Source organism: Mesorhizobium sp. B2-3-10, from assembly GCF_006442275.1.
Lineage (GTDB): Bacteria > Pseudomonadota > Alphaproteobacteria > Rhizobiales > Rhizobiaceae > Mesorhizobium > Mesorhizobium australicum.
Genome location: NZ_VFVT01000001.1, coordinates 190,049 through 211,814 on the forward strand (window position 1 = coordinate 190,049; position 21,766 = coordinate 211,814).

Genomic DNA, 21,766 nt, shown 5'->3' on the forward strand with positions numbered 1-21,766 from the left:
CGGAGACGACGATGACAAAGAAAGATCTCGGCCTGCTGATCCTGATCCTGGTGGTCGGGGCGATCGTCGCCATCATCAATCCGCGCTTCCTCTTGCCGATCAACCTCGCCAACACCTCGAACCTGATCGGCCTGTTCGGCATCCTCTCCATCGGCCAGGCGTTCGTCATCATCACCGGCGGCATCGAACTGTCCGTCGGCTCCGTTGTCGCGTTGCTGGGCACGCTGTTCATCGACTTCATCGCCGTGCGCGGCATGGGATGGCCTGTTGCCTTCGTGCTCATCCTGGTGCTCGGCGCCATCATCGGCCTGGCGCATGGCTGGCTGATCACGCGGCTCAAGCTGCAGCCCTTCGTCGTGACCTTGTGCGGGCTTTTGATCTATCGCGGCGTCGCGCGCTTCTACACCGCCGACGGCACCGCCGGTTTCGCCTTCGGGCAGAATTTTCCCGATCTCGAATTCCTGACCGCCGGCCGCTCCTGGGGCGTGCCGAACTCCTTCTTCGCGCTGATCGTCATCGCCATCGTCATGTGGGTGGTGCTGCACCGCTCGGTGTTCGGGCGCTATCTCTACGCCATCGGCAAGAACGAGGAAGCGGCGAAATATTCCGGCATTCGCACCGGCCGCGTCGTCATGGCGGCTTACGTCATCTGCGGCGTGCTTACCGCGCTGTCGGCGATCTATTTCGCCATGTACACGCGCTCGATCTCGCCGGCCAGCCACGGCCAGTTCTACGAGCTCTACGCCATTGCGGCCGCGGTGCTTGGCGGCTTCTCTCTGCGCGGCGGCGAGGGCTCGCTGATCGGCGTCATCCTCGGCACGGTGCTGCTGCAGGAACTGCAGAACCTCGTCAACCTGCTCGGCATTCCCTCCTCCCTCAACTTCGCGGTGATGGGTGGCGTCATCCTCATCGGCGTGCTGGTCGACCAGCAATGGGGTGTGTTCCGGGCGCGCCGGCGGATGGTCGATGCCGCCCGTAAGGGCGCGGTCGGCGCCGCCGCCGAATAGGTTCCTCCCGGCAGAAATAGCTTACCGGTGCTGGGAGCTGACGGGGTGGCGTGCCTTTCGCGGCCACCCTCTGGTTATCAGCCATGCGGCTTGACTGAAATTACCTGCCGCCCTGGCGCGCGGCGCGGCGAACGCTTTGCAACAGGATGGCAAGGCAGCCGACCAGCAGCAGCCCGCCGCCAAGCAGCGGCGGCAGCGCGAGCAACTTCACCGCCGCGGTGACGGCGGCCACCAGGACCAGCGCCAGCAGCGCCAGATTGCCGTCGTCGACGAACATGCCGAAGACTTCCCTGACAACGAGACGAAGGACGTTCATCGGGCGAGCCCTCCGGCTGCCGTTGGACTGATTCCGCGCAGCCAGCGCACCATGGCGAAGGACGCCAGCGCGACGATGGCGAAGATGGCGAGCAGGGCAAGATCGGCGCCAGGCCAATCGGCGCCGATGCCTTCGCCGGTCCAGAAGATGCCAAAGCTGGTCAGCATCAGCCCGACCACGAATTTGAGCGCATTCTCGGGCACGCGCGCCAGCGGCCGGTGGACGGCCAGGCCGACAAGCATCACCAGGATGAAAGCCGCCAGCGCACCCATGCTGGCGTAAAATGTCTGCCCATGCGCGGCGCCGACGGCAATGACGATGAACACCACCTCGACACCCTCGAGCAGCACCGCCTTGAACGAGGCCAGCCCGGCGAGGTAGTCGGCGCGCCGGTCGGCGGCCTGCCGGTGCAGGGCCGCGGTTTCCTTGGCGAAGGCCGCTCCCTCGTCATGCAGGGCAATGACGCCGACGCTGCGCAGGATGGCTTTTCGCAGCCAGCGCATGCCGAACAGGATGAGCAGCACCCCGACGACGAACTGCAGGGTGGTGATCGGGACCAGCGCCAGCAGCGGGCCGAAGGCCAGCACCAGGGCCGCCAGCACCGCCAGCGCCAGCGCGGCGCCGGTCAATGCCGGGCGCCAGCTGCGTGTCACCCCCACCGCGAGCACGATGGTGAAAGCTTCGACGACCTCGACCAGGGAGGCGAGAAATGCCGCCGTGACTGTCGAGAGGATGGGTGTCAGTGTCTGCATGAAGCTTCCTGTCTGGCTCGCCCCTGATTCCTGGGGCGAATTCCCGGAGCGTAATCCAGAATCACCCTATGCGGCCAGCAGCCCGGAGCATTTCCAGCGACAGCGCAAGCAGGCGGGTGAAACAAGTCCGGATCAGATCAGGCCCGACATGTCGGAAAACGCCATGGCCTTGCGCAGCACTTCGGCGAAACGCTCGCCGGCCACTTCGCGCGGACCGCTGTTGTCGATCGACGTGACGCCAGGGCCGGACAAGCTCATATTGGCGCTGCGCGCCAGCCGCGCCAGCACCTCGCCGCGCGACTCGCGGCCGCGCATGGCCAGCCGCTCGGCCAGCACCTCGGGCGAAGCGGTGATCTCGACGATCGCCAGATTGGCATAGCGCTCGCGCAAGGTGGGGATGATCGCGCGCGACACGTTGGCGACGGCGACATGTCCATTGGAAACAGACCAGTCGACATCGGCAGGCAGGCCATAGCGCAGGCCATGCGCTTCCCAGGAGACGGCGAAAGCGCCGTCGGCATCGGCCTCGGCGAAGGCGGCGTCGGCCAGCGTATCGTGGTCCTCGCTCGCCGCATCGCTCGGCCTGGTGATGACGCGGCGCACGAACTCCAGCTGCGTCTCGTCGGCAAACAGCGCCTTGGCGTAGCCGATCACCGTGTCCTTGCCGGCACCGCTGGGGCCCACGACGGCGACAAAGACGCCGTGACGGATCGGAAAGGTTTCGGCGGACAGTTCGCGCTCGATCGAGGCCGACACCATCATGCCACCCGGCGCCCCTGCCGCCAGACGGTGCGTACGACCGGAACATGATCGTCGACGCGCACGCGCACCAGATCGGCGCGACGGCCCAGCTCGATGACGCCGCGGTCGTCGAGGCCGACGGCCTGCGCCGGGTTCTTCGAAACCATGGCGACGGCCTGCGGCAGCGAAATGCCTTCCACCATGTCGCCGAGGAAGAAGGCCGACTGGATCAGGCTGAAGGGAATGTAGTCGGACGAAAGGATGTCGAGCAGGCCATCGCTGGCCAAGGTGCGAGCCGAGACATTGCCCGAATGCGAGGCGCCGCGCATGACATTGGGCGCGCCCATAAGCACGCCGAGCCCGGCGGCCTTCGAGGCCCGCGCCGCTTCCTCGGTGGTCGGGAACTCGGCGACCCGCACGCCCTGCTCGATGGCCTCGTCGACATGAGCGGACGTCGCATCGTCATGGCTCGCGAGCACGATGCCGCGCTCCTGGCAGGCGGCGGCGATGAAGACGCGGTTCGGCCCAGAGTTGCGTGCCGATTCGTCCATCCGCTTCTCGCAGAATTTCTGGAAATCGCGATCCGAGAGTTTCAGCTTGCGCTGGTAGTAGTAGGCATAGGTTTCAAGGTTGACGAACTGGCGCTGGCCCGGCGCGTGGTCCATCAGCGACGCCAGCTTGACCCGTTCGTCACCGTCGAAATTGGCGAATGCGTTGAGGCAATCCGGCGCTGAAACCTCGCAGCGAAGATGCAGGAAGTGATCGGCCCGCAGACGATCCCGCGCGACGCTGTCCTCGATCGCATCGGCCAGCTTGCGGATGTCGTCCAATGTCAGGTCGGCGTCCTCGTCCATGCCGACGCGCAAGGCATCTAGCACGGTCGTGATGCCGGCGGTCGCCACCTGCGCGTCATGGGCGAGCACCGCGGCGATCGGGTTCCAGCGCACTTTCGGCCGCGGCGCATAATGGCCCTCGAGATGGTCGGTGTGGAGTTCGACCAGCCCTGGAATGATGAAGTCGCCGCCCATGTCCTCGCCGATCCGGGCAGCACCGGCATCGATGCCGGCGATCAAGCCGTCGCGCAGCACCAGTGAGCCTTCGACGATCTCGTCGGCAAGAACGATGCGGGCGTTGGAAAGAACAGTTTCGGCGGTCATTGCGGGTAGTCCTTGGTTCTTGCAGTCGGGTTTCGTTCAGGCGGTTTTCCGGGCCGGGCGGCGTCCGAGCGCGTGCTGGGAAAGCACCATGAATGGCGCGCCGGGTTCGGGTTCGACGAACAATGTCAGCGCGTCCACGAGCACGGGCTGGCGCAACACATCGGCGAACAGGCTGTCGATCGCCGCGCGCAGGCGAGGGCTTTCCTGTGGGCCGGCCCGGCCGGACAGGGTCATGTGGAAGCGGAAGGTCTCGAAGACATAGGGATAGCCCCATTGGCAGAGATTGCGAAACTCGGCCGGCTTCAGCGAATCCGGGCTGCGCCGCTCGATCTCGGCCTCGGACAGCGGCGCGCGAAACCGGTCGAAATCGCGTACCACATTGTCGGCGAAGCGGTTGAGCGGCGGCAGCGGCCCTTCCGGCACCAGCGCGAAGAAGCTGTCGATCTGGCTGACGACCAGGCGCGGGATCGTGACGACAGGCGTAACCTCGGCAAAATGATCCAGCGCCGCGCGCAGCGAGGTCTCGGTCTCCGTGGCAGCCAGGTGGAAGGGCGCCTTCAGCGTCGCGTGAAAGCCGTAGCGGCGTGCCGAGGCGGTGTGGAAGGCCACTTCCGCCGCCGACAGATCGGCAACGGCCTCAACCGGCCTGGTCGCGGCACCGAACGGATCGCGGCCCAGCCAGTCGGCGGCGATGCGCGCCAGCGGCTCGTCCTGCCGGGGGGTGAAATAAATGGCATAACGCATGGGAAGTCCTCGTCAGAACCGTTGCCATAGGTGATTTCCATGACGGATTGACGAAGCTTTGACGGGTTTTAGAAGGCAAATCGACCCCTAGGGTCCTTAGCCGACGATTTTTCCCAGCTGGACCAATAAGTTCGGCCGGAAACGCGAGACGGTCAGGCCTTCATCAACCATTCGTGCTCGGGCGCATTGTGGAATTTCCAGGTCCGCTTCGGTCCGGCCATCACATTGAGATAATAGAGGTCATAACCGTGGCAGGCGGCACAGGGGTGATAGCCCTTGGGCACCAGCACCACATCGCCGTCCTCGATCGCCATGGCTTCGTCCAGCGCACGATGTCCGCTTTTGTCGGCATCGGTGTAGACGCGCTGGAAGGCAAAGCCCTGCGGCGGGTTGAGGCGATGGTAGTAGGTTTCCTCCAGATAGGATTCGGCAGGCAGATTGTCCTGGTCATGCTTGTGCGGCGGGTAGCTCGACGTGTGACCGCCGGGCGTGATGACCTCGACGACCAGCAACGAGTCGGCCGGCTGGCCTTCCGGCAGGATGTTGGTGACGTAGCGCGTATTGGTGCCCTTGCCGCGCACCTCCTGGCCGAGATCGTCCGGTCCGATCACCCGGACCGGCAGGCCACCGCCAAGACCAGGCGCCGAGCAGACGCCAAGTTCCAGCTCGGTATCGGCCGTTACCGACCAGTCCGATCCCTGCGGCACGTAGACCGACCACGGCTTGCCATCGAAGGGCGACATGCGCTCGCCGAGCAGGCCGAGATCCTTGCCGCCGGCTTTCGCGGTACCCTTGCCGGTCACGAACACCAGGCAGACTTCGCGGTCGTCCGTCTTTCCCGAGGCGCTTTCGCCCGGCTTCAGCCGATGCAGGTCGAAACCGACATAGGTCCAGCCGGCGCTTTTCGGCGTCACATGGGCGACGCGGCCATGGCCCTTGTCGGCCTTGACGAGCAGTTTCGACATTTTGTCTCTCCTATCCTAGCCTTCCAACTTCGTCATCCTGGGGCGGAGCAGGAGCGAAGCTCCGTCGCGAAGACCCCAGGATCCATGCCGTTACCTTCGTCGAAGGGCGCAGCGGAGCGGAATTCCTGCACCGTCACAACGCTTCAAAGTCATGGCATGGATCCTAGGGTCTGCGCCGCGTCGCTACGCTCCTTGCTCCGCCCTAGGATGACGAAGCGATGGGCGTTTCGGCCAATCGCCGACGTGTGCGATCCGTTACGCTCGCAGTATCCAATCCACAAAACTGCTCGCGCCATGGACCGCCTATTCCTTCGGATCGGCCGGAGGCTTCGTCTCGTCGGCCGGCTTATAAAGATAAAAAAATTGCCAGGCGCCGTAGCCGGCAAAGCCGAGCGCGATGACGCCCCAGAACGGCGTGCCGGTGGCGAACTCGATGACCGACCAGATGAAGCAGACCGCGACGACGGCGACACGCCGCCACAATGGCCGGAAGAAGGGGTGCTCGGAATCTTTCATCTGGCCAGCCTACAGCAAGCCCGGCCTGGCGAGAACCCGATCAGGCATTCGGAAACCCTTGCGTCTCCACCGTGTAGCCGGCTGATGTCATCACCCGCATCAGCTCCTTGTGGCCAACCTGCGCCATCTTCAGCGGCGGGTTCTTCTTCGGGTCCTGCTCGGCCTCGACCACGAACCAGCCTTCATAGCCGTGGTCGGCGAAGCGCTGCACGATGGCGCCGAAATCGAGCGAACCGTCGCCCGGCACGGTGAAGGCGCCGAGCGCCACGGCGTCGAGGAAGGACTGCTTCGTACGGTCGAGCTTCTCGATCACGCCCATGCGCACGTCCTTCACATGGACGTGGCTGATGCGCTTGTGGTGGTTGTCGATGGCGCGCAGCACGTCGCCGCCGGCAAAGGCGAGGTGTCCGGCATCGAGCAGCAGTGGGATGCCTTCGCCGGAATGGCGCATGAAGGCATCGAGCTCCGGCTCGGTCTCGACCACAGCCGCCATGTGATGGTGATAGGACAGCGGCATGCCTTGCTCGGCGCACCATTCGCCGAATTCGGTCAGGCGCCGCGCGTAGGCCTTCATTTCGTCGCCAGTAAGCTTCGGCTTGGTGGCGAGCGGCTTGGAACGGTCGCCCTGGATCGAGCGGCCGACCTCGCCATAGACGATGCAGGGCGCGTCGACTGCCTTGAACAGGTCGATCATCGGCTGGATGCGGTCCTTGTTGGCAGCCATCTCCTCATCGACCAGCGTGCCCGAGAACCAGCCGCCGCACAGCGTCACGTCGGCGGCCTTCAGGATCGGCAGCATGATGGCGGGGTCGTTGGGAAAGCGCCGGCCCATCTCCATGCCGGTGAAGCCGGCAGAGCGCGACTGGCGCAGACATTCCTCCAGCGACACGTCATCGCTCAGTTCGGCAAGATCGTCGTTCCACCACGCGATGGGGGACATGCCCAATTTGGCTTTCAAGTCGTCACTCCGGATTAGACAGTTCAATTTTTTTGGCGCTAGCGCCGCCCCTCATCCGCCTGCCGGCACCTTCTCCCCGTATCGTGACGGGGAGAAGGGAGCTGGCGTCAATCGCCGACGCTCTGCATCCGCCGCTTCTCGTCATAGGCCTTGCGCGCGGCGTTCACCTGAAGCCGCGCCGAAACCTCGGGCACCGCCACGTCCCACCAATGGCCACCGGCATCGGTCGAAACCAGCGGATCGGTGTCGATGACCAGCACGGTGGTGCGGTCGTTCTTCTTGGCTTTTTGCAGCGCGTTTTCCAGCTCGGCAACCGACGGCACTTTCTCTGATATCGCGCCCATGCTCGCCGCATGCGCGGCAAAGTCGATGTCAGGCAGGATTTCATGGCGCGAGTCCTGCAAGAGATTGTTGAAGTTGGCGCCGCCGGTCGCCATCTGCAGCCGGTTGATGCAGCCAAAACCCCTATTGTCGAGCAGCACCACGGTCAGCTTCAGGCCGAGCATCACCGAGGTGGCGATCTCGGAGTTGAGCATCAAGTAGGAGCCGTCGCCGATCATGACGACGACCTCCTCGTCGGGCTTGGCCATCTTGGTGCCGAGCCCGCCGGCGATCTCGTAACCCATGGTCGAGAAGCCATATTCGGCGTGGTAGGAGCCGGGCGCGCCGGCCTGCCAGAGCTTGTGCAGTTCGCCGGGAAGGCCGCCTGCCGCATGCAGCAGCGTCACGCCTGAGCCCATGGCGCGCTGAACGGCGCCGATCACCTGCGCATCCGAGGGGAAAGCAGCGTTGGTCGATGCGGTCACCTTGGCCGCGTCGGCCTGCCAGGCCTTCTTGCCGGCGGCCGCATTGTCGGTCCAGGCGGCAGGCGCTTTCCAGCCTTGCAGAGCGGTTGCCAACTCGGCCAGCCCTTCCCAGGCATCCGCGACCAGCGGCAGCGCCCGGTGCTTGCCGGCATCGAAGGGCTGCACGTTGAGCCCGATGATGGTCTTGCCGGAATTCTTGAACAGCGCCCACGAGCCGGTGGTGAAATCCTGCAGCCGCGTGCCGATGGCCAGCACGACGTCGGCCTCTTCCGCCAGTCGGTTGGCGGAAGAGGTGCCGGTAACACCGACCGCCGCCATGTTGAGCTGGTGATCGTCCGGCAGCGAGGACTTGCCGCCTTGCGTTTCGCAGACCGGGATGCCGGCGGCTTGGGCGAACTTGGCCAGTTCGTCGGACGCCTGGGAGTAGAGCACGCCGCCGCCGGCGATGATCAGCGGCTTCCTGGCTCCCTTGAGCGCCGCCACGGCCGCCGCCAGTTCGTCACGGTCCGGACGCGGCCGGCGCTGGCGCCAGATCCGCTCGGCAAAGAAACTCTCGGGATAGTCATAGGCCTCGGCCTGCACGTCCTGGCAAAGCGACAAAGTCACCGGGCCGCATTCGGCCGGATCGGTCAGCACCTGCATGGCGCGGCTCAGCGCCGGGATGATCTGCTCCGGCCGGGTGATGCGGTCGAAATAGCGCGACACCGGGCGGAAGCAGTCGTTGACCGTCGCCGTGCCGTCGGAAAAATCCTCGGCCTGCTGCAGCACGGGATCGGGAATGCGGTTGGCAAAGACGTCGCCCGGCAAAAACAGGACGGGCAACCTGTTTACGTGGGCGAGGGCCGCCGCCGTCACCATGTTCATCGCGCCGGGGCCGATCGAAGAGGTCGCGGCCATGAAACGGCGGCGGAAATTGGCCTTGCCATAGGCGATCGCCGCATGCGCCATCGCCTGCTCATTGTGGGCGCGGAAGGTCGGCAACTCGTCGCGCACCTGGTAGAGCGCCTCGCCGATGCCGGCGACATTGCCGTGGCCGAAGATCGCCCAGACGCCGCCGAAGATCGGCGTTTTTTTCCCGTCGATCTCGGTCATCTGGCGGGACAGGAAGCGGGTCAGCGCCTGCGCCATCGTCAGGCGGATTGTCTGGCTCATGGTGTTTTCCTCCGCAGTCCCTACGCCGTTGCGTATTGTTATGCCGCCTTGCGGCCGCGCGCGGCAAGCCACGCTTCGGTCAACTGTTCGAAGCGCGACGCCATGTCGGCGACAGCCTCGTCATCCGACATCCTGCCGGCCAGCCATTGTTCGGCTGCGTGGACGAAGATGGTGCGCCCGACGGCAAAGCCCTTGACGATGGGCGCGTTGGCCGTGGCGGCAAAAGCGGCCTCCAACTCGTCCTGCGGCGCCTCCAGGCCAAGCAGCACAATGCCCCGGCACCAGGGATCGTGCTTCAGGATCACCGCCTCGATCTTGGCCCACGCGCCGCTCGACGCCTGCGGTTCGAGCTTCCACCAGTCCGGCTTGATGCCGAGCGCATAGAGTTCCTCCAGCGCGCGCGGGATCGTCGTGTCGTCGAGCTTGCCGTGCTTGCCGGCGATGATCTCGATGAGAAGTTCGCGTCCAACTTTGCGCGCGGCCTCGAACAGCGCGCGCAGCTTCTGCTGCTGTTCTTCCTTCAGTTCCGCTGGATCGTCGGGATGATAGAAGCACAGGCACTTGATGCAGTGGTCGACGGGCCATTCGGTAAGCTGCGAGCCGATGTCCTGCGAGAATTCGAAGCGCAGCGGCCGCGAGCCCGGCAGTTCCACCGGGCGTCCAAGCCAGGCGAAGGGGTGGCGAGCGAATTCGAACATCGCCTCGCGGCCATGTTTCTCGTCGATCAGCATGCCATAGCCGTCGCGGCCGGCGGCGACCTTGGCCGCGGCCTTGACCGCCAGCACCTTGAAATCGCGGATGCGCGCCGGATCGGCGCCGGTCTTGGCCGCCACATCCTCGAGCTGCACACGGTGATCGCAGGCGAGCGCCATCAGCGAGGGGATGTCGCGCCGGCGTGTGGTTGCCCAATGGATGTGGTTGATCGCCTCGTCCTTGCGCAGCGCGCGATGCTTGCTGCCATTCTCGAGGAAGAACCGCAGCTCCTCGAAGGTCGGGTATTCCGGCGCGCAGAGCAGCCGCGACACGGCGAAGGCGCCGCAGGCATTGGCCCAGGTCGCCGCCGTGGCAAGGCTTTCGCCGCCGAGCCAGCCGCGCAGCAGACCGGACATGAAGGCGTCACCGGCGCCGAGCACATTGTAGATCTCGATCGGGAAACCCTTGCCGACGACGCCGTCCTCGAGATCGTCGCTGATCGGTCCGTCATAGACGATGCAGCCCATGGCGCCGCGCTTCAGGACGATGGTGGCCGAGGACAGGGAGCGGATCGTCTTCAGCGCGCTCAGGCAGTCGTCGGCGCCGGACGCGATCATGATCTCTTCCTCGGTGCCGACGATGAGGTCGCAATCGGGCAGCACCGTCTTCAACTGGGCCGAGACGCGGTCGGATTTGACATAGCGCTCAAAGCCTTCGGCGTGGCCGGCAAGGCCCCACAAATTCGGGCGATAGTCGATATCGAACACGACCTTGCCACCCCTGGCCTTCATGATGCGGATCGCCTTGCGCTGGGCGGCATCGCTGTTGGGGCGGGAAAAATGCGTGCCGGTGACGACGATCGAACGGGCCGAGGCAATAAACGCTTCGTCGATATCCTCCTCGGCCAGCGCCATGTCGGCACAGTCGGATCGGTAGAAAATCATCGGCGAAACGCCTTCGCTCTCGACCGAAAGCAGAACCAGCGCGGTCAACCGCTCCTTGTCGGTCTTCAGACCGTCGGTGTTGACGCCTTCGCGTTTCAGCTGCTCGCGGATGAAGCGGCCCATCTGTTCGTCGCCGACGCGCGTCAGCAGAGCCGAGCGCAGCCCGAGCCGCGCCGTGCCGACGGAAATATTGGCCGGGCAGCCGCCGACCGACTTGGCGAAGGAGGTGATGTCCTCCAGCCGCGAGCCGATCTGCTGGCCATAGAGGTCGACGGACGCGCGGCCGATGGTGATGACATCGAGCGGCGCCTGTCTTGCGTCCACGGCTTCGCTCATTGGAACCTCCCGTCGGTCTTGTCGTCATGGACAACATTGTTTTGGGTAACACGCGCGAGCGGCTGCGTGGCGCCGGCAATATGAAATAATAATTCCAATCCATAGTCAATATGGAATGAGCATTCCCTAGGCTAAAATTGCCTTGAAGGGACGCCTGATCAAGCCTTGCGCTTACGGCTCGCGTCGCGCCGCTTCTCGCCGACGCCGACGGTCAGCGCCATGGCCAGCGCCATTGTCGCCGACAGCGAGCGGAAGCCGGCGAAATCCGCCTCGGCAACCTCGAACCAGACCCTGGCGAACTGGGCGAGCGGCGAGAACGAGCTGTCGGTGATGGCGACGATCGGCACGCCCTGCTCGGAAATGGCGCGCGCCTCCTCGATCGTGGCCGGCGCGTAGGGCGAGAAGCTGATGGCGATGACGGCGTCCGCCGGTGTGGCGAAGCCGACCATCTCGGCATTCAGGCCGGCGGCCGATTCGATCAACTGGTTGCGGATCTTCAGCTTGCCGAGCGCATAGGCGATGTAGGAAGCCACTGGATAGGAGCGTCGCTTTGCCAAGACATAGATGGTCTGCGCCTTCGCCAGCAGTGAAATCGCGTCTTCCAGATGCGCATCGTCCAGCGTGCGGGAAATGTCGTTGAGCGAGGTGCTGGCGGCGGCGATGAAGCCGTCGAAGATCGCCCGGTGGCCGGCACCGCCCTCGGCCTTGGCGCGCAGCGCCTGCAGCCGCTCGTCATAGGAAGAGTTGCGCTCGCGCAGACGTTCCCGGAACACCTGCTGCAGGCTGGTAAAACCGTCGAAGCCGAGTTGCTGGGCAAAGCGGATCAGGGTCGAGGGCTGCACGCCGGCCGAAGCGGCGATGCTGGCGGCGGTACCAAAGGCGATGTCGTCGGGATTGTCGAGCGCGTAGGCGGCGATCTGGGCGATGCGCTTGGGCAGGCTCTCGCGCCGGTCCAGAATCGTGGCACGCAGCGTCTCGAAGTCGCGAGGTACCTGTTCGTCCATCGTCCCTCTGCCCAAGCCTGTCTGGACACCCTCTCTGCCCCATCATAGCGAGCCTGCGCAAGAACGCCATAAAAAATGAGGCAGACATTCCATTCCTGAAAAAAATGGACTAATTCATCCACTCAGCTTCTATGGCAGCGGAGGAACGAAAAATGGTCGGCGTCGGTCTTATCGGCACGGGTTTCATGGGCAAATGCCACGCCATCGCGTGGAGCGCCGTCGGGGCCGTCTTCCCCGATGCGGCCAAGCCACGGCTCGTCCATCTCGGCGAGGTCAATGAGGAGCTCGCCAGGCGCAAGGCAGGCGAGTTCGGCTTCGCCAAGGCCACCAGCGACTGGCGCGCCGTCGTCGACGACCCGGAGGTCGATATCGTGTCGCTGACAACCCCCAATCAGTTCCATCCGGAAATGGCCATCGCTGTCCTCGAAGCCGGCAAGCATCTGTGGTGCGAAAAACCGATGGCACCGAGCTTTGCCGAAGCCGAGGCGATGGCGGCCGCGGCGAAGAAATCAGGCAGGGTCGCCGCGCTTGGCTACAACTACATCCAGAGCCCGGCCATCCGCCACATCGGCGCGCTGCTCGACGAGAAGATCATCGGCGAGGTCAACCATCTGCGCATCGAGATGGACGAGGATTTCATGGCTGATCCCGAGGCGCTGTTCTTCTGGAAGCACGAGGCGACTTCCGGCTATGGCGCGCTCGACGATTTCGCCGTGCATCCGCTGTCGCTGGTCTCGGCGCTGTTCGGCCGCGTCGGCAGCGTCATCTGCGACATGGCCAAACCCTATGCCGACCGCAAGCTGGCTTCAGGCGGCCGGCGCGCGGTGGAGACCTACGACATCGCCAGCGTGCTGATGCATCTGGACAACGGCATTGCCGGCACGCTGCAGGTCAACCGCTCGGCCTGGGGCCGCAAGGGCCGCATCGCCATCCAGATCTTCGGGTCCAAGGGATCGATCCTGTTCGACCAGGAGCGGATGAACGAATTCCAGCTCTACCTGACGTCCGACCGACCCACCGAACAGGGCTACCGCACCATTCTGGTGGCGCCGCAGCACAGGCCCTATGACCTCTTCGTGCCGGCGCCCGGCCACAGCCTCGGCTTCAACGACCTCAAGATCATCGAATGCCATGAATTGCTGACACGGCTTGCCGGCAAGCCGGCCCGGCTCATCGAGTTCGCCGAAGGACTGGAGATCGAGCGCACCGTGCACGCCATGGCGCGCTCCTTCGAGGAGAAGCGCTGGGTGGACGTAAGGTAGGGTTCGCTATGCTGGTCGCTTTAGCCGGCGGCCGCTGCATTGACTTCCCATCCGTCGACCCAGACCTGCCGCAAACGATCGCCTTCGCCCTTGAAACGTAGCCCGGTCGGCCGGCAATCCTCGATGCGGTCGCTGCGGAAGTTGCGGATCGCCTGGCGCAACTCGCACCAGGCGACGATGTTGGCGGTTTCGGCGTAATAGATCAGAGCGATCGGGCGGATGAGGCGCTCGGAAGCGCGGCCAAGCTCGTCGCGATAGGAGAGCTCGAGCTTCTCCTCGTCGCGTACGGCGCGGCGCACCAGCGCCAGATCGATCGCGCCTGCGGAGGGCGCGGCGAAGCCCCAGGCGTGCAACGCATTGGCGTCGAGCGTCTGGCGCAAGGGCGACGGCACCGCGCCGGCGATCTTGGCGCCGACGCGCTTGGCCGCCTGCTTGAGCTCGTCGTCGCCCGTGCGCTCGAGCAGCGCCAGCGACAGGACGATCGCCTCCATTTCCTCGATCGAAAACATCAGTGGCGGCAAGTCGAAGCCGGGGCGCAGGATGTAGCCGATGCCACGGCCACCCTCGATCGGCACGCGCATCGCCTGCAGCGCCGCGATGTCGCGATAGATCGAGCGGATCGTCACTTCCAGTTGCCCGGCGATCATTGCCGCCGTCACCGGCTGCCGCGCCAGCCGCAGGATCTGGATGATCTCGAACAGGCGTGACGCCTTGCGCATTTTTCTAACCCGGTACCGATCACAACTGACACACCATCGTCAGTTGGGCCTGCCTATAGGACTGCCTATCGATTTGAAAATCAACAGGTTCCGCCGAGGCTGGGCCGAGCGGAACAAAAGGCAACTGACATGGGCTATGCTGAAAATCTCTGGCTGTTCTTTATCCTCCTGTTCGGCATCATCGCCGTTCCAGGCATGGACATGCTGTTCGTGCTTGCCAATGCGTTGACCGGCGGCCGCGACAGGGGTCTTGCCGCGACCGGCGGCATCATGGTCGGCGGCATGGTGCACACGCTGAACGGCGCTATCGGCGTCGGCCTGCTGGTGCATTTCTTGCCGATCCTGTTCAAGCCGCTGCTGCTTGCGGGCGCCGCCTATATGGCCTTCATCGGCATCACGCTGATGCGCAGCTCCATCACCGTCGGCAACGAGGGCCCCGCCGGCAGCCGCTCGGCATGGAAGGCGTTTCGCCAGGGCTTGGTGACGTGCCTGATCAACCCGAAGGCCTACCTCTTCGTGCTCGCCGTCTATCCGCAGTTCCTGAAACCGGACTACGGCCCGATCTGGATGCAGGCGACGATCATGGGCCTGCTGACCGTGCTGACGCAGGCCGCGGTCTATGGCGGGCTCGCAATATCGGCCGGCCGCAGCCGCAAGCTTCTGATCGCCAATCCACGGGTGACCATCCTTGCCGGCCGGGCGGCCGGGCTGCTGCTCTTCGCGGTCTCCGTGTTCACCGCATGGGAAGGGCTGAGGGCGGCGTAGTCTCGGGCTGAACCGAACCGCCGCCTTCTGGCGCCTGCCGGATCAGGCGGCGCCGTGCCGCAGCGTGGCGAGAAGCTCGTCCAACTGCCCGAACGTCTCGGCCATCGCATCCGCCGCCCCGGTGCCGGCGGCGTCGAGGGCCTCCTTCGAGGGATAGACCTCGTGCATGACCAGCAGCGTCTTGCCGCCTTTTTCCTCGAAGGTCACTGTGGTCACGGGTCCACCGTCACCACCTTCGTCATTGGTCCAGACGAGGCGCGTGGGCGGTGTCACTTCGAGATACCTGCCGAAGAACTCGGCAGGGTGCGAGTCATCATGCCCGAACACCAAACGGTACCCGCCTCCGACACGAACATCCATCTCACAGGAACGCAGGAACATGCCCATCGATTTCGGCGTCCACCACTGCTTGAACAGCTCGGGCTTTGTCCAGGCCTCGAACACGATGCGGGCCGGCGCGTCGAAGCTTCGCGTGACGACCAGCTCGCGGTCGGACTTCCGTTCCACCGTCGTGCGGTTCTGCATGGGGGTGGGCTCATTCGCTCTTGTTTCGTCCATCGGCTTCCTCCTTCCGTTTCATTTCCTCGACAACCTTGTCCAGCTCGTCGAAGCGTGCGGCCCAGAGCTGGCGGTATCTCTCGATCCATCCCGTCTCCTCCTCCAGGCGGCGCAGGCCGAGCTTGCAGGTCCGCACGCGCCCGACCTTCCGCGTCGTGACGAGGCCTGCCTGCTCCAGAACGCCGACATGCTTCTTCATGCCCGTGAGGGTCATGTGGAATTTCTGGGCCAAGTCCGTGATCGAGGCATCCGCACGGCCGAGCTGCTCCAGAACCCCGCGTCGGGTGGCGTCCGAAAGCGCGGCGAACGAGGCATCCAGGCGGGCAGGAGAATACTGAACCATTTGGTTCAGTATGTAACACGCGGATCGGTGACATGCAAGGAGGTGAGCGCTGCGGGGCCTAAGAGCGGCGTGGTCCTGGACTGAAACTGGAAGCGCCGCCCTTATGCTCCCCCAGATCAGGCGGCGCCTTGCCGGCTGTCCAGCAAGTTGCGGCGCGCCGACCGGCGCCATTCCACGGCGCCGGCAAGGCCGTGCAGCACCGTCTCCGTGGTCGCCCAGTCGATGCAGCCATCGGTGATGCTCTGGCCGTAGACCAGTGGCTTGCCGGGCACGACATCCTGCCGGCCGGCGACGAGATTGCTCTCGATCATGACGCCGATGATGCGCTCGTCGCCAGCCGCCACTTGGCCCGCGACATCGGCCGCGACCTTGGGCTGGTTCTCCGGCTTCTTGGCTGAGTTGGCATGGCTGACGTCGATCATCAGACGGGGGGCGATACCGATGCGGACGAGTTCGACCGATGCGGCTTCGACGCTTGCCGCATCGTAGTTGGGCTGAACGCCACCACGCAGGATGACATGGCAATCCTCATTGCCGGTGGTCGCCGCGATGGCGCTGCGTCCGCCTTTGGTCACCGCCATGAAATGATGCGGCTGGGCGGCCGACTTCACCGCCTCGCCGGCGATCCTGAGATTGCCGTCGGTGCCGTTCTTGAAGCCGACCGGGCAGGAGAGACCCGAGGCCAGCTCGCGATGGATCTGACTCTCGGTCGTGCGCGCGCCAATCGCGCCCCAGGCGACGAGGTCGGCAATGTATTGCGGCGTGGTCATATCGAGGAATTCGGTCGCCGCCGGAAGGCCGAGATTGTTGACGGCGGACAGCACGTTGCGCGCCATCCGCAACCCCTTGTCGATGTTGAAGCTGCCATCCAGGTCGGGATCGTTGATCAGGCCTTTCCAGCCGACCGTGGTGCGCGGCTTCTCGAAATAGACGCGCATGACGATCTCGAGCCGGTCGGACAGAGCCTCGCGCAGCGCCGCCAGACGGCTGGCATAATCAACGGCCGCGACCGGATCGTGGATGGAACAAGGGCCCACAATGACAACAAGCCGATCGTCGGCCCCGGTGAGGATGGAGTGAATGGCGTTGCGCGAGGCGGCAACGGTGCGTGTCGCCGTGAGTGAGCGCGGTATCTCGCGCATCACCTCGTCCGGCGTGCTCAGCAGTCTCAGTTCCTTGACCCGGAGGTCGTCTGTGGTGGTCAACACGGCTTTCTGCTCCTGTTTGGGAACCTGCCGGCTGAAACAAAAAAGCCGCCAGGTCTGGCGGCTGTTCGGATCTTGTTGCTGCAATCTTCAGATCGAGCGCAATCCTCCCGCCGCCAGCGAGCTCCTAAAGTACCAATACGTGGCGGTCAGGTTGATCATGCGTGGGCTATAGCTGAACTTGCGTTGAATGTCACGCACCTGATGGCGGTCTTGTTTGAATATGTAAGAGGGTATATGTTGGATATTCCAAAAAGGATATGCTCCAATGCCGCTTTATGTGAAGGACCGGGAAGTCGACCGGCTGGTACTTGAGGTGCAGCGCCTCACAAAGGCGCCGAGCAAAGCCGAGGCGGTTCGCCGGGCCCTGACGCATGAAATTGAGCGCGCCCGCAGTGTGCAAACTGTATCGGAACGCTTGGCGGAGGCAGTCAGAATGGCTGGCGAAATCGGAGCGGATAATCCTGACTTCGATATGAGAGCCTATTCGGACGAGCTTTCAGGGGGGCTATGAGCCTGTTCATTGACGCTTCGGCGGTCGTCGCTCTGTTGCGTCCGGAGCCCACGGCAGGAGAACTCGCCGCCCGGATGGACGCCCATGGCGGGCCTTTCTTCATTTCGGCGATCGTTCGTTTCGAGACCGCAATGGCCTTGGCGCGTTCAAAGACCCCCCTGCCTTCACCCATCCAACCGGCGGCAGTCGCAAAGGCGAATGCGGCCGTGGACCGTTTCGTGCAGGATTTGGGAATCGGCGAGGTCCTCATTTCGGCCGAAGTCGGGCGGCTCGCCATCGAAGCCGCACGCAGTTACGGCAAGGGTGTCGATTCGCCGACGCAGCTCAACATGGGCGATTGCTTTTCCTACGCCTGTTGCAAGGCATATAATTTGGCTTTGCTCTACACCGGTCAGGATTTCACAAAGACAGACATAGGATAGGTTCAAGGTGCGCCACGCAGATCGCTCGCATGAACCTACTCCGGCGACGACCCGGCGACACTCTGATCGTAGTCGACCAGCGATCCGGTCATGACGCCCGATTGCGGGCTGACCATGTAGCTGATCAGCCGCGCGAGCTGGTCCGGCTTGACCAATTGGCCCATCGGCTGCGCGGCTTCGGCCTTCGCCAGCCAGTCGTCGGGCGCATCGTGCCATTTCTTCTGCACGATGTCTTCGCCCTCGGTATCCATCCAGCCGGGCAGCACGGCGTTGCAGCGGATGCGGTTGAAGCGATAGGCGTTGGCGACGTTCTTGGTCAGCGTCATCAGCGCGCCCTTGCTGGTCGAATAGGGCGTCAGGAAAGACTGCCCGGTATGCGCCGACATCGACAGCACGTTGACGATCGATCCGGGCGCCTTTTTCTCCAAAAGATGCGCCACCACGCCCTGCATCAGGAAAAACGGGCCGCGCACATTGGTGTCGAAGATCTGGTCGAACAGCTCTTCTGAGGTCTCGACCAGCGAGCCGCGCGCCGAGGTGGCGGCGGCGTTGACCAGGGCGTTGATCGTACCGAAATGCGAGAGCGCGGTGGCGACCGCGCGCTTGCAGTCGGCAACCTTGGAGACATCGGCGCTGATGAAGATGGCGTCGACGCCTGATTTCCTGAAATGAGCAACAGCCTTGTCGCCCTTCTCCTGCGAGCGGCCGATGAGCGCCAGCGCCCGGCAGCCTTCGTCGGCCAGCGCTTCGGCGACCGCGAATCCTATGCCTTGCGCACCGCCGGTGACGATGGCGCGTGTGTTTGAATTGCGATCGGCGGATGCGCTCATCGCTCTGCTCCTGTGCCTTGGGGGTCCGGTTCTTACTTGTCGAGACGAATGGTCTTGCCCGTGGTCGCCGACTTCAGCGCGGCATCTGCCAGCTTCAGCGCCACGAGGCCATCAGCGCCGCTCGGCGCCGCCTTCTTGCCGGACGTTGCCGCCGCGATGAAGGCGGCGATCTCGAGGGCATAGGCGTCGAGGTAGCGGGTCATGAAGAAGTCGTGCAGCGGCGGGCGCGTGTAGCCCTTCTCGTTGGCGAGCTCGATCGACACCGGCCGCTGGTTCTCGGCCGCCACCATGCCCTTCGAGCCGTGCACCTCGATGCGCTGGTCGTAGCCATAGGTGGCGCGGCGCGAATTGGAGATGACTGCCTGCTTGCCCGAAGCCGTTTCGAGGATGACGCTGACCGAGTCGAAATCGCCGGCTTCGCCGATTTTCTTGTCGACCAGCACCGAGGCATGCGCGCTGACCGCGACAGGCTCCTCGCCGAGCAGGAAGCGCGCCATGTCGAAATCATGGATGGTCATGTCGCGGAAAATGCCGCCCGAGCGCTTGATGTAGTCGATGGGTGGCGCGCCGGGATCGCGCGAGGTGATGGTGACCATCTCGACGGTGCCGATGGCTCCGTCGTCGATCGCCTTGCGCACGGCGGCGAAATGCGGGTCGAAACGCCTGTTGAAGCCGACCATCAGGGTCGCCTTGGCCTTGTCGACAACGGCCAGGCACTGCTCGACCCGCTTGACGTCGAGGTCGATCGGCTTCTCGCAGAAGATCGCCTTGCCGGCCTTGGCGAAGCGCTCGATCAGATCGGCATGGGTGTCGGTCGGCGTGCAGATGACGACCGCGTCGATGTCCTTGGACTTCTCGATTTCGTCGATGCTGCGCACCTCGGCGCCATAGGCAACAGCCAATTCGCTCGCCGCCTTCTCGAAGGCATCGGCCACGGCGACCAGTTTTGCCTGGGGGTTGGAACCCACGGCGCGGGCGTGGACCTTGCCGATGCGGCCGGCACCAAGGAGGGCGAAGCGAACAGTCATGGATATTTTCCTCTGGGGATGGTTCGAAGCGGGGCGCCGGTCATGGGCGCTGAATGATTTTACGGTCAAGACAAATCGACGGGAAGGCGATGACCATCGCCTCCGAGCCCGGCCCTTAGGCCGCGAGTTCCGCCTCGCCGGTCTTGGCGCCGGTGATATAGGATACGATGTCCTGCCCGTCGGTATTTTCCTTGCGCAGATTGGCGACGATGCGGCCGCGCCGGAACACCACGATGCGGTCGCAAAGGTCGAACACCTGGCGCATGTTGTGGCTGATCAGGATCAGCGGCTCGCCATTGTCCTTCAGCGTGCGGATGATGTTTTCGACCTGCGCCGTCTCCTGCACGCCGAGAGCCGCCGTCGGCTCGTCCATGATGATCAGCTTGGAGGCAAAGGTCGCCGTCCTGGCGATCGCCACGCACTGCCGCTGGCCGCCCGACATGTGGCGGATGGTGTTGGAGAGGTTGGGGATCTTGACCGCGGTGCGGACCAGCGCCGCCTCGGTTGCCTTGCGCATGTATTTGCGGTCGAGGATCGAAAATGGCCCGAGATTGAACAGCACCTTTTCACGGCCGAGGAACAGGTTCGACGGCACGTCGAGGTCGTCGGCCAGCGCCAGGTTCTGGAACACCGTCTCGATGCCTGCCTCGCGGGCCTCGATCGGACCGGCGAAATTCACTTCCTTGCCATCGAACCAGACTTGGCCGCTGGTCCGCTGCTCGACGGCGGTGATCTGGCGCACGAAGGTCGACTTGCCGGCGCCGTTGTCACCCATGATGGCGACATGCTCGCCCTTGCGCAGCTCGAAATTGGCGCCTTCAAGCGCATGGACGCCGCCATAGCGCTTGGTGAGGTTCTCGGTTTTCAGGACGATGTCTGTCGTGGAGATATCTGGCATGGTCAAGCCCTCAATGCCCGCATGCGTTGGCGCCACTGGTCGAGAACGACCGCGCCGACGATGATCACGCCCTTGACCATCTCCTGGTAGTAGGCGTCGAGGCGCAGGAAGGTGAAGCCGGAGATGATGACGCCGAAGATCAGCGCGCCGATCACCGTGCCGATGATGGAGCCGCGGCCGCCCGACAGCGAGACGCCGCCGATGACCGCCATGGCGATGGCATCGAGTTCGTACATGACGCCCATGCCGGCCTGGGCGGTGAGGTTCTTGGAGGAGAGCACGACGGCGGCGAGTGCTGCAAGAATGCCGGCGATGACATAGACAAGGATCTTGTGGTTGGCGATCTTGATGCCAGACATGCGCGCGGCGTCCTCGTTGGAGCCGATCGCGTAGCAGTGCTTGCCATATCTGGTGTAGGTCATGATCAGCTGGAACAGCACGGCCAGCGACAGGAAGATGATGACGGGCATCAAGCCCTTGCCGATACCAGCGAAACTGTCCGTCGGGAACGAGATCGGCTGGCCCTTGGACCACCATTTGGCGATGCCCCGCGCGGTCACCATCATGCCGAGCGTGGCGATGAAGGGCGGGATGCGCGTGTAGGCGATCAGCGCGCCGTTGACGAGGCCGGCGAGCAGGCCGCAGCCGATCGCCACCAGCACCGGGACGATCACGGGCAGGTCGGTCCAGCCTTGGGCCAGAAACATCGCCTTAGGGTTGGGATTGCCGTTGACGGTCGCGACCTGGGCAAAGCTCATGGCGATCATGGCCGTCGCGCCGACGATCGAGCCGGAGGATAGGTCGATGCCACCCGTAATGATCACCTGCGTGACGCCGATGGCGATGATGCCGACGATCGACACCTGCAGAATGATGATCTGCAGGCGCGCCTCGTTGAAGAGGCCGGAGACGTCGCTGCGGGTGTTGAACAGGAAGCTGTCGCCGAGAAAGACCCGGCCGATCAGTTCGAAGATGACGACGAGGATGACGAGCGCCAGGAAGACGTTGAATTCGGCCGGCCATGTGCGCTTCCTGGCGTCATAGCTGACCCCGCCGACGCCGTGAGATGTCTGTGCCAATTCTTCTATCCTCCGTCAGCCGCGGTCGTTCCCCGAGCATCTTCGGGCGCCG

The 21,766-nt window shown here is 64.3% G+C and carries 24 protein-coding genes; 5 read left to right on the forward strand and 19 right to left on the reverse strand.

Annotated elements, in window-relative coordinates; translation table 11 throughout:
* Nucleotides 1–11 precede the first annotated feature (11 nt).
* Complete coding sequence (locus FJ943_RS00990; RefSeq protein WP_015314546.1) at nt 12–1,007, forward strand: ABC transporter permease; 996 nt, start codon at nt 12–14, stop codon at nt 1,005–1,007.
* A gap of 100 nt (nt 1,008–1,107) precedes the next feature.
* Here FJ943_RS00990 and FJ943_RS00995 read toward each other — a convergent pair whose 3' ends face one another.
* From FJ943_RS00995 to FJ943_RS01045, 11 genes are all read right to left on the reverse strand, one after another.
* On the reverse strand, nt 1,108–1,323 hold the full coding sequence (locus tag FJ943_RS00995; protein WP_140719307.1) for a hypothetical protein: 216 nt from the start codon (nt 1,321–1,323) through the stop codon (nt 1,108–1,110).
* Complete coding sequence (locus FJ943_RS01000) at nt 1,320–2,075, reverse strand: COG4280 domain-containing protein (protein ID WP_140719309.1); 756 nt, start codon at nt 2,073–2,075, stop codon at nt 1,320–1,322. The genes FJ943_RS00995 and FJ943_RS01000 overlap by 4 nt, the downstream gene beginning before the upstream one ends.
* Nucleotides 2,076–2,207: 132 nt before the next feature.
* Nucleotides 2,208–2,837: a phosphonate metabolism protein/1,5-bisphosphokinase (PRPP-forming) PhnN gene (gene phnN / locus FJ943_RS01005; RefSeq protein ID WP_015314549.1), complete on the reverse strand. Its 630-nt coding sequence runs from the start codon at nt 2,835–2,837 to the stop codon at nt 2,208–2,210.
* Complete coding sequence (locus tag FJ943_RS01010; protein ID WP_140719311.1) at nt 2,834–3,973, reverse strand: alpha-D-ribose 1-methylphosphonate 5-triphosphate diphosphatase; 1,140 nt, start codon at nt 3,971–3,973, stop codon at nt 2,834–2,836. Before FJ943_RS01010 ends, phnN begins: the two co-directional genes overlap by 4 nt.
* A gap of 36 nt (nt 3,974–4,009) precedes the next feature.
* Nucleotides 4,010–4,717 (reverse strand): DUF1045 domain-containing protein, encoded by a 708-nt coding sequence (locus FJ943_RS01015; RefSeq protein ID WP_140615355.1) that lies wholly within the window; start codon nt 4,715–4,717, stop codon nt 4,010–4,012.
* Nucleotides 4,718–4,869: 152 nt separating this feature from the next.
* Entirely contained in the window at nt 4,870–5,682 is an 813-nt protein-coding gene (gene iolB, locus FJ943_RS01020; protein ID WP_140711811.1) for a 5-deoxy-glucuronate isomerase, read from the reverse strand.
* Nucleotides 5,683–5,985: 303 nt separating this feature from the next.
* The gene (locus tag FJ943_RS01025; RefSeq protein ID WP_140719313.1) at nt 5,986–6,198 is read right to left on the reverse strand and encodes a DUF3329 domain-containing protein; all 213 of its coding nucleotides are present in this window, start codon (nt 6,196–6,198) and stop codon (nt 5,986–5,988) included.
* 40 nt (nt 6,199–6,238) lie between these two features.
* A complete protein-coding gene (gene iolE, locus FJ943_RS01030) occupies nt 6,239–7,156 on the reverse strand; it encodes a myo-inosose-2 dehydratase (RefSeq protein ID WP_015314554.1) in 918 nt (305 codons plus the stop codon).
* Between the two features lie 107 nt (nt 7,157–7,263).
* On the reverse strand, nt 7,264–9,114 hold the full coding sequence (gene iolD / locus FJ943_RS01035; protein ID WP_140719315.1) for a 3D-(3,5/4)-trihydroxycyclohexane-1,2-dione acylhydrolase (decyclizing): 1,851 nt from the start codon (nt 9,112–9,114) through the stop codon (nt 7,264–7,266).
* A gap of 38 nt (nt 9,115–9,152) precedes the next feature.
* On the reverse strand, nt 9,153–11,087 hold the full coding sequence (iolC, locus tag FJ943_RS01040) for a 5-dehydro-2-deoxygluconokinase (protein ID WP_140615363.1): 1,935 nt from the start codon (nt 11,085–11,087) through the stop codon (nt 9,153–9,155).
* A gap of 158 nt (nt 11,088–11,245) precedes the next feature.
* Complete coding sequence (locus FJ943_RS01045; RefSeq protein WP_015314557.1) at nt 11,246–12,091, reverse strand: MurR/RpiR family transcriptional regulator; 846 nt, start codon at nt 12,089–12,091, stop codon at nt 11,246–11,248.
* A 152-nt stretch (nt 12,092–12,243) separates the two neighbouring features.
* Between FJ943_RS01045 and FJ943_RS01050 the strand changes: the two genes are divergently transcribed.
* The gene (locus FJ943_RS01050; protein WP_140719317.1) at nt 12,244–13,353 is read left to right on the forward strand and encodes a Gfo/Idh/MocA family oxidoreductase; all 1,110 of its coding nucleotides are present in this window, start codon (nt 12,244–12,246) and stop codon (nt 13,351–13,353) included.
* Nucleotides 13,354–13,373: 20 nt separating this feature from the next.
* Here FJ943_RS01050 and FJ943_RS01055 read toward each other — a convergent pair whose 3' ends face one another.
* Nucleotides 13,374–14,072, reverse strand: coding sequence for a YafY family protein (locus FJ943_RS01055; protein WP_140719318.1), 699 nt, complete (start codon nt 14,070–14,072; stop codon nt 13,374–13,376).
* Nucleotides 14,073–14,201: 129 nt separating this feature from the next.
* Here FJ943_RS01055 and FJ943_RS01060 point away from each other — a divergent pair, with 129 nt between their 5' ends.
* Nucleotides 14,202–14,837 (forward strand): LysE family translocator, encoded by a 636-nt coding sequence (locus FJ943_RS01060; protein ID WP_140615369.1) that lies wholly within the window; start codon nt 14,202–14,204, stop codon nt 14,835–14,837.
* A 42-nt stretch (nt 14,838–14,879) separates the two neighbouring features.
* On the opposite strand, the gene FJ943_RS01065 is transcribed toward FJ943_RS01060, so the two are convergent.
* The 3 genes from FJ943_RS01065 to FJ943_RS01075 form a co-directional block, all read right to left on the reverse strand.
* Entirely contained in the window at nt 14,880–15,395 is a 516-nt protein-coding gene (locus FJ943_RS01065) for an SRPBCC family protein (protein ID WP_140719320.1), read from the reverse strand.
* Complete coding sequence (locus FJ943_RS01070; RefSeq protein WP_015314562.1) at nt 15,373–15,738, reverse strand: metalloregulator ArsR/SmtB family transcription factor; 366 nt, start codon at nt 15,736–15,738, stop codon at nt 15,373–15,375. The genes FJ943_RS01065 and FJ943_RS01070 overlap by 23 nt, the downstream gene beginning before the upstream one ends.
* A 116-nt stretch (nt 15,739–15,854) precedes the next feature.
* Nucleotides 15,855–16,946: a 3-deoxy-7-phosphoheptulonate synthase gene (locus FJ943_RS01075; protein ID WP_140719322.1), complete on the reverse strand. Its 1,092-nt coding sequence runs from the start codon at nt 16,944–16,946 to the stop codon at nt 15,855–15,857.
* Nucleotides 16,947–17,211: 265 nt separating this feature from the next.
* Between FJ943_RS01075 and FJ943_RS01080 the strand changes: the two genes are divergently transcribed.
* On the forward strand, nt 17,212–17,457 hold the full coding sequence (locus FJ943_RS01080; RefSeq protein ID WP_140615375.1) for a type II toxin-antitoxin system VapB family antitoxin: 246 nt from the start codon (nt 17,212–17,214) through the stop codon (nt 17,455–17,457).
* On the forward strand, nt 17,454–17,879 hold the full coding sequence (locus FJ943_RS01085) for a type II toxin-antitoxin system VapC family toxin (protein ID WP_246671808.1): 426 nt from the start codon (nt 17,454–17,456) through the stop codon (nt 17,877–17,879). Before FJ943_RS01080 ends, FJ943_RS01085 begins: the two co-directional genes overlap by 4 nt.
* A gap of 35 nt (nt 17,880–17,914) precedes the next feature.
* Here FJ943_RS01085 and FJ943_RS01090 read toward each other — a convergent pair whose 3' ends face one another.
* The 4 genes from FJ943_RS01090 to FJ943_RS01105 form a co-directional block, all read right to left on the reverse strand.
* Nucleotides 17,915–18,709 carry an SDR family oxidoreductase gene (locus FJ943_RS01090; RefSeq protein WP_015314566.1) on the reverse strand — a complete coding sequence of 265 codons (795 nt, stop codon included), beginning with the start codon at nt 18,707–18,709 and terminating at the stop codon, nt 17,915–17,917.
* Between the two features lie 32 nt (nt 18,710–18,741).
* Nucleotides 18,742–19,737 carry an inositol 2-dehydrogenase gene (gene iolG / locus FJ943_RS01095; protein ID WP_015314567.1) on the reverse strand — a complete coding sequence of 332 codons (996 nt, stop codon included), beginning with the start codon at nt 19,735–19,737 and terminating at the stop codon, nt 18,742–18,744.
* 115 nt (nt 19,738–19,852) lie between these two features.
* Nucleotides 19,853–20,635 (reverse strand): ATP-binding cassette domain-containing protein, encoded by a 783-nt coding sequence (locus FJ943_RS01100; protein ID WP_015314568.1) that lies wholly within the window; start codon nt 20,633–20,635, stop codon nt 19,853–19,855.
* A gap of 2 nt (nt 20,636–20,637) precedes the next feature.
* A complete protein-coding gene (locus tag FJ943_RS01105; protein ID WP_140719324.1) occupies nt 20,638–21,714 on the reverse strand; it encodes an ABC transporter permease in 1,077 nt (358 codons plus the stop codon).
* Nucleotides 21,715–21,766: the final 52 nt, after the last annotated feature.

Bases quoted from the DNA above. Each gene is read 5' to 3' on its own strand.
- FJ943_RS01000 (WP_140719309.1), bottom strand. From the start codon at position 2,075: ATGCAGACACTGACACCCATCCTCTCGACAGTCACGGCGGCATTTCTC.
- FJ943_RS01090 (WP_015314566.1), bottom strand. From the start codon at position 18,709: ATGAGCGCATCCGCCGATCGCAATTCAAACACACGCGCCATCGTCACC.
- FJ943_RS01045 (WP_015314557.1), bottom strand. From the start codon at position 12,091: ATGGACGAACAGGTACCTCGCGACTTCGAGACGCTGCGTGCCACGATT.
- FJ943_RS01070 (WP_015314562.1), bottom strand. From the start codon at position 15,738: ATGGTTCAGTATTCTCCTGCCCGCCTGGATGCCTCGTTCGCCGCGCTT.
- FJ943_RS01085 (WP_246671808.1), top strand. From the start codon at position 17,454: ATGAGCCTGTTCATTGACGCTTCGGCGGTCGTCGCTCTGTTGCGTCCG.
- FJ943_RS01050 (WP_140719317.1), top strand. From the start codon at position 12,244: ATGGTCGGCGTCGGTCTTATCGGCACGGGTTTCATGGGCAAATGCCAC.
- FJ943_RS01080 (WP_140615375.1), top strand. From the start codon at position 17,212: ATGCCGCTTTATGTGAAGGACCGGGAAGTCGACCGGCTGGTACTTGAG.
- FJ943_RS00990 (WP_015314546.1), top strand. From the start codon at position 12: ATGACAAAGAAAGATCTCGGCCTGCTGATCCTGATCCTGGTGGTCGGG.
- FJ943_RS01025 (WP_140719313.1), bottom strand. From the start codon at position 6,198: ATGAAAGATTCCGAGCACCCCTTCTTCCGGCCATTGTGGCGGCGTGTC.
- FJ943_RS01065 (WP_140719320.1), bottom strand. From the start codon at position 15,395: ATGGACGAAACAAGAGCGAATGAGCCCACCCCCATGCAGAACCGCACG.
- iolG (WP_015314567.1), bottom strand. From the start codon at position 19,737: ATGACTGTTCGCTTCGCCCTCCTTGGTGCCGGCCGCATCGGCAAGGTC.
- FJ943_RS01100 (WP_015314568.1), bottom strand. From the start codon at position 20,635: ATGCCAGATATCTCCACGACAGACATCGTCCTGAAAACCGAGAACCTC.
- iolD (WP_140719315.1), bottom strand. From the start codon at position 9,114: ATGAGCCAGACAATCCGCCTGACGATGGCGCAGGCGCTGACCCGCTTC.
- FJ943_RS01010 (WP_140719311.1), bottom strand. From the start codon at position 3,973: ATGACCGCCGAAACTGTTCTTTCCAACGCCCGCATCGTTCTTGCCGAC.
- iolB (WP_140711811.1), bottom strand. From the start codon at position 5,682: ATGTCGAAACTGCTCGTCAAGGCCGACAAGGGCCATGGCCGCGTCGCC.
- iolC (WP_140615363.1), bottom strand. From the start codon at position 11,087: ATGAGCGAAGCCGTGGACGCAAGACAGGCGCCGCTCGATGTCATCACC.
- FJ943_RS01060 (WP_140615369.1), top strand. From the start codon at position 14,202: ATGGGCTATGCTGAAAATCTCTGGCTGTTCTTTATCCTCCTGTTCGGC.
- phnN (WP_015314549.1), bottom strand. From the start codon at position 2,837: ATGATGGTGTCGGCCTCGATCGAGCGCGAACTGTCCGCCGAAACCTTT.
- FJ943_RS00995 (WP_140719307.1), bottom strand. From the start codon at position 1,323: ATGAACGTCCTTCGTCTCGTTGTCAGGGAAGTCTTCGGCATGTTCGTC.
- FJ943_RS01015 (WP_140615355.1), bottom strand. From the start codon at position 4,717: ATGCGTTATGCCATTTATTTCACCCCCCGGCAGGACGAGCCGCTGGCG.
- FJ943_RS01055 (WP_140719318.1), bottom strand. From the start codon at position 14,072: ATGCGCAAGGCGTCACGCCTGTTCGAGATCATCCAGATCCTGCGGCTG.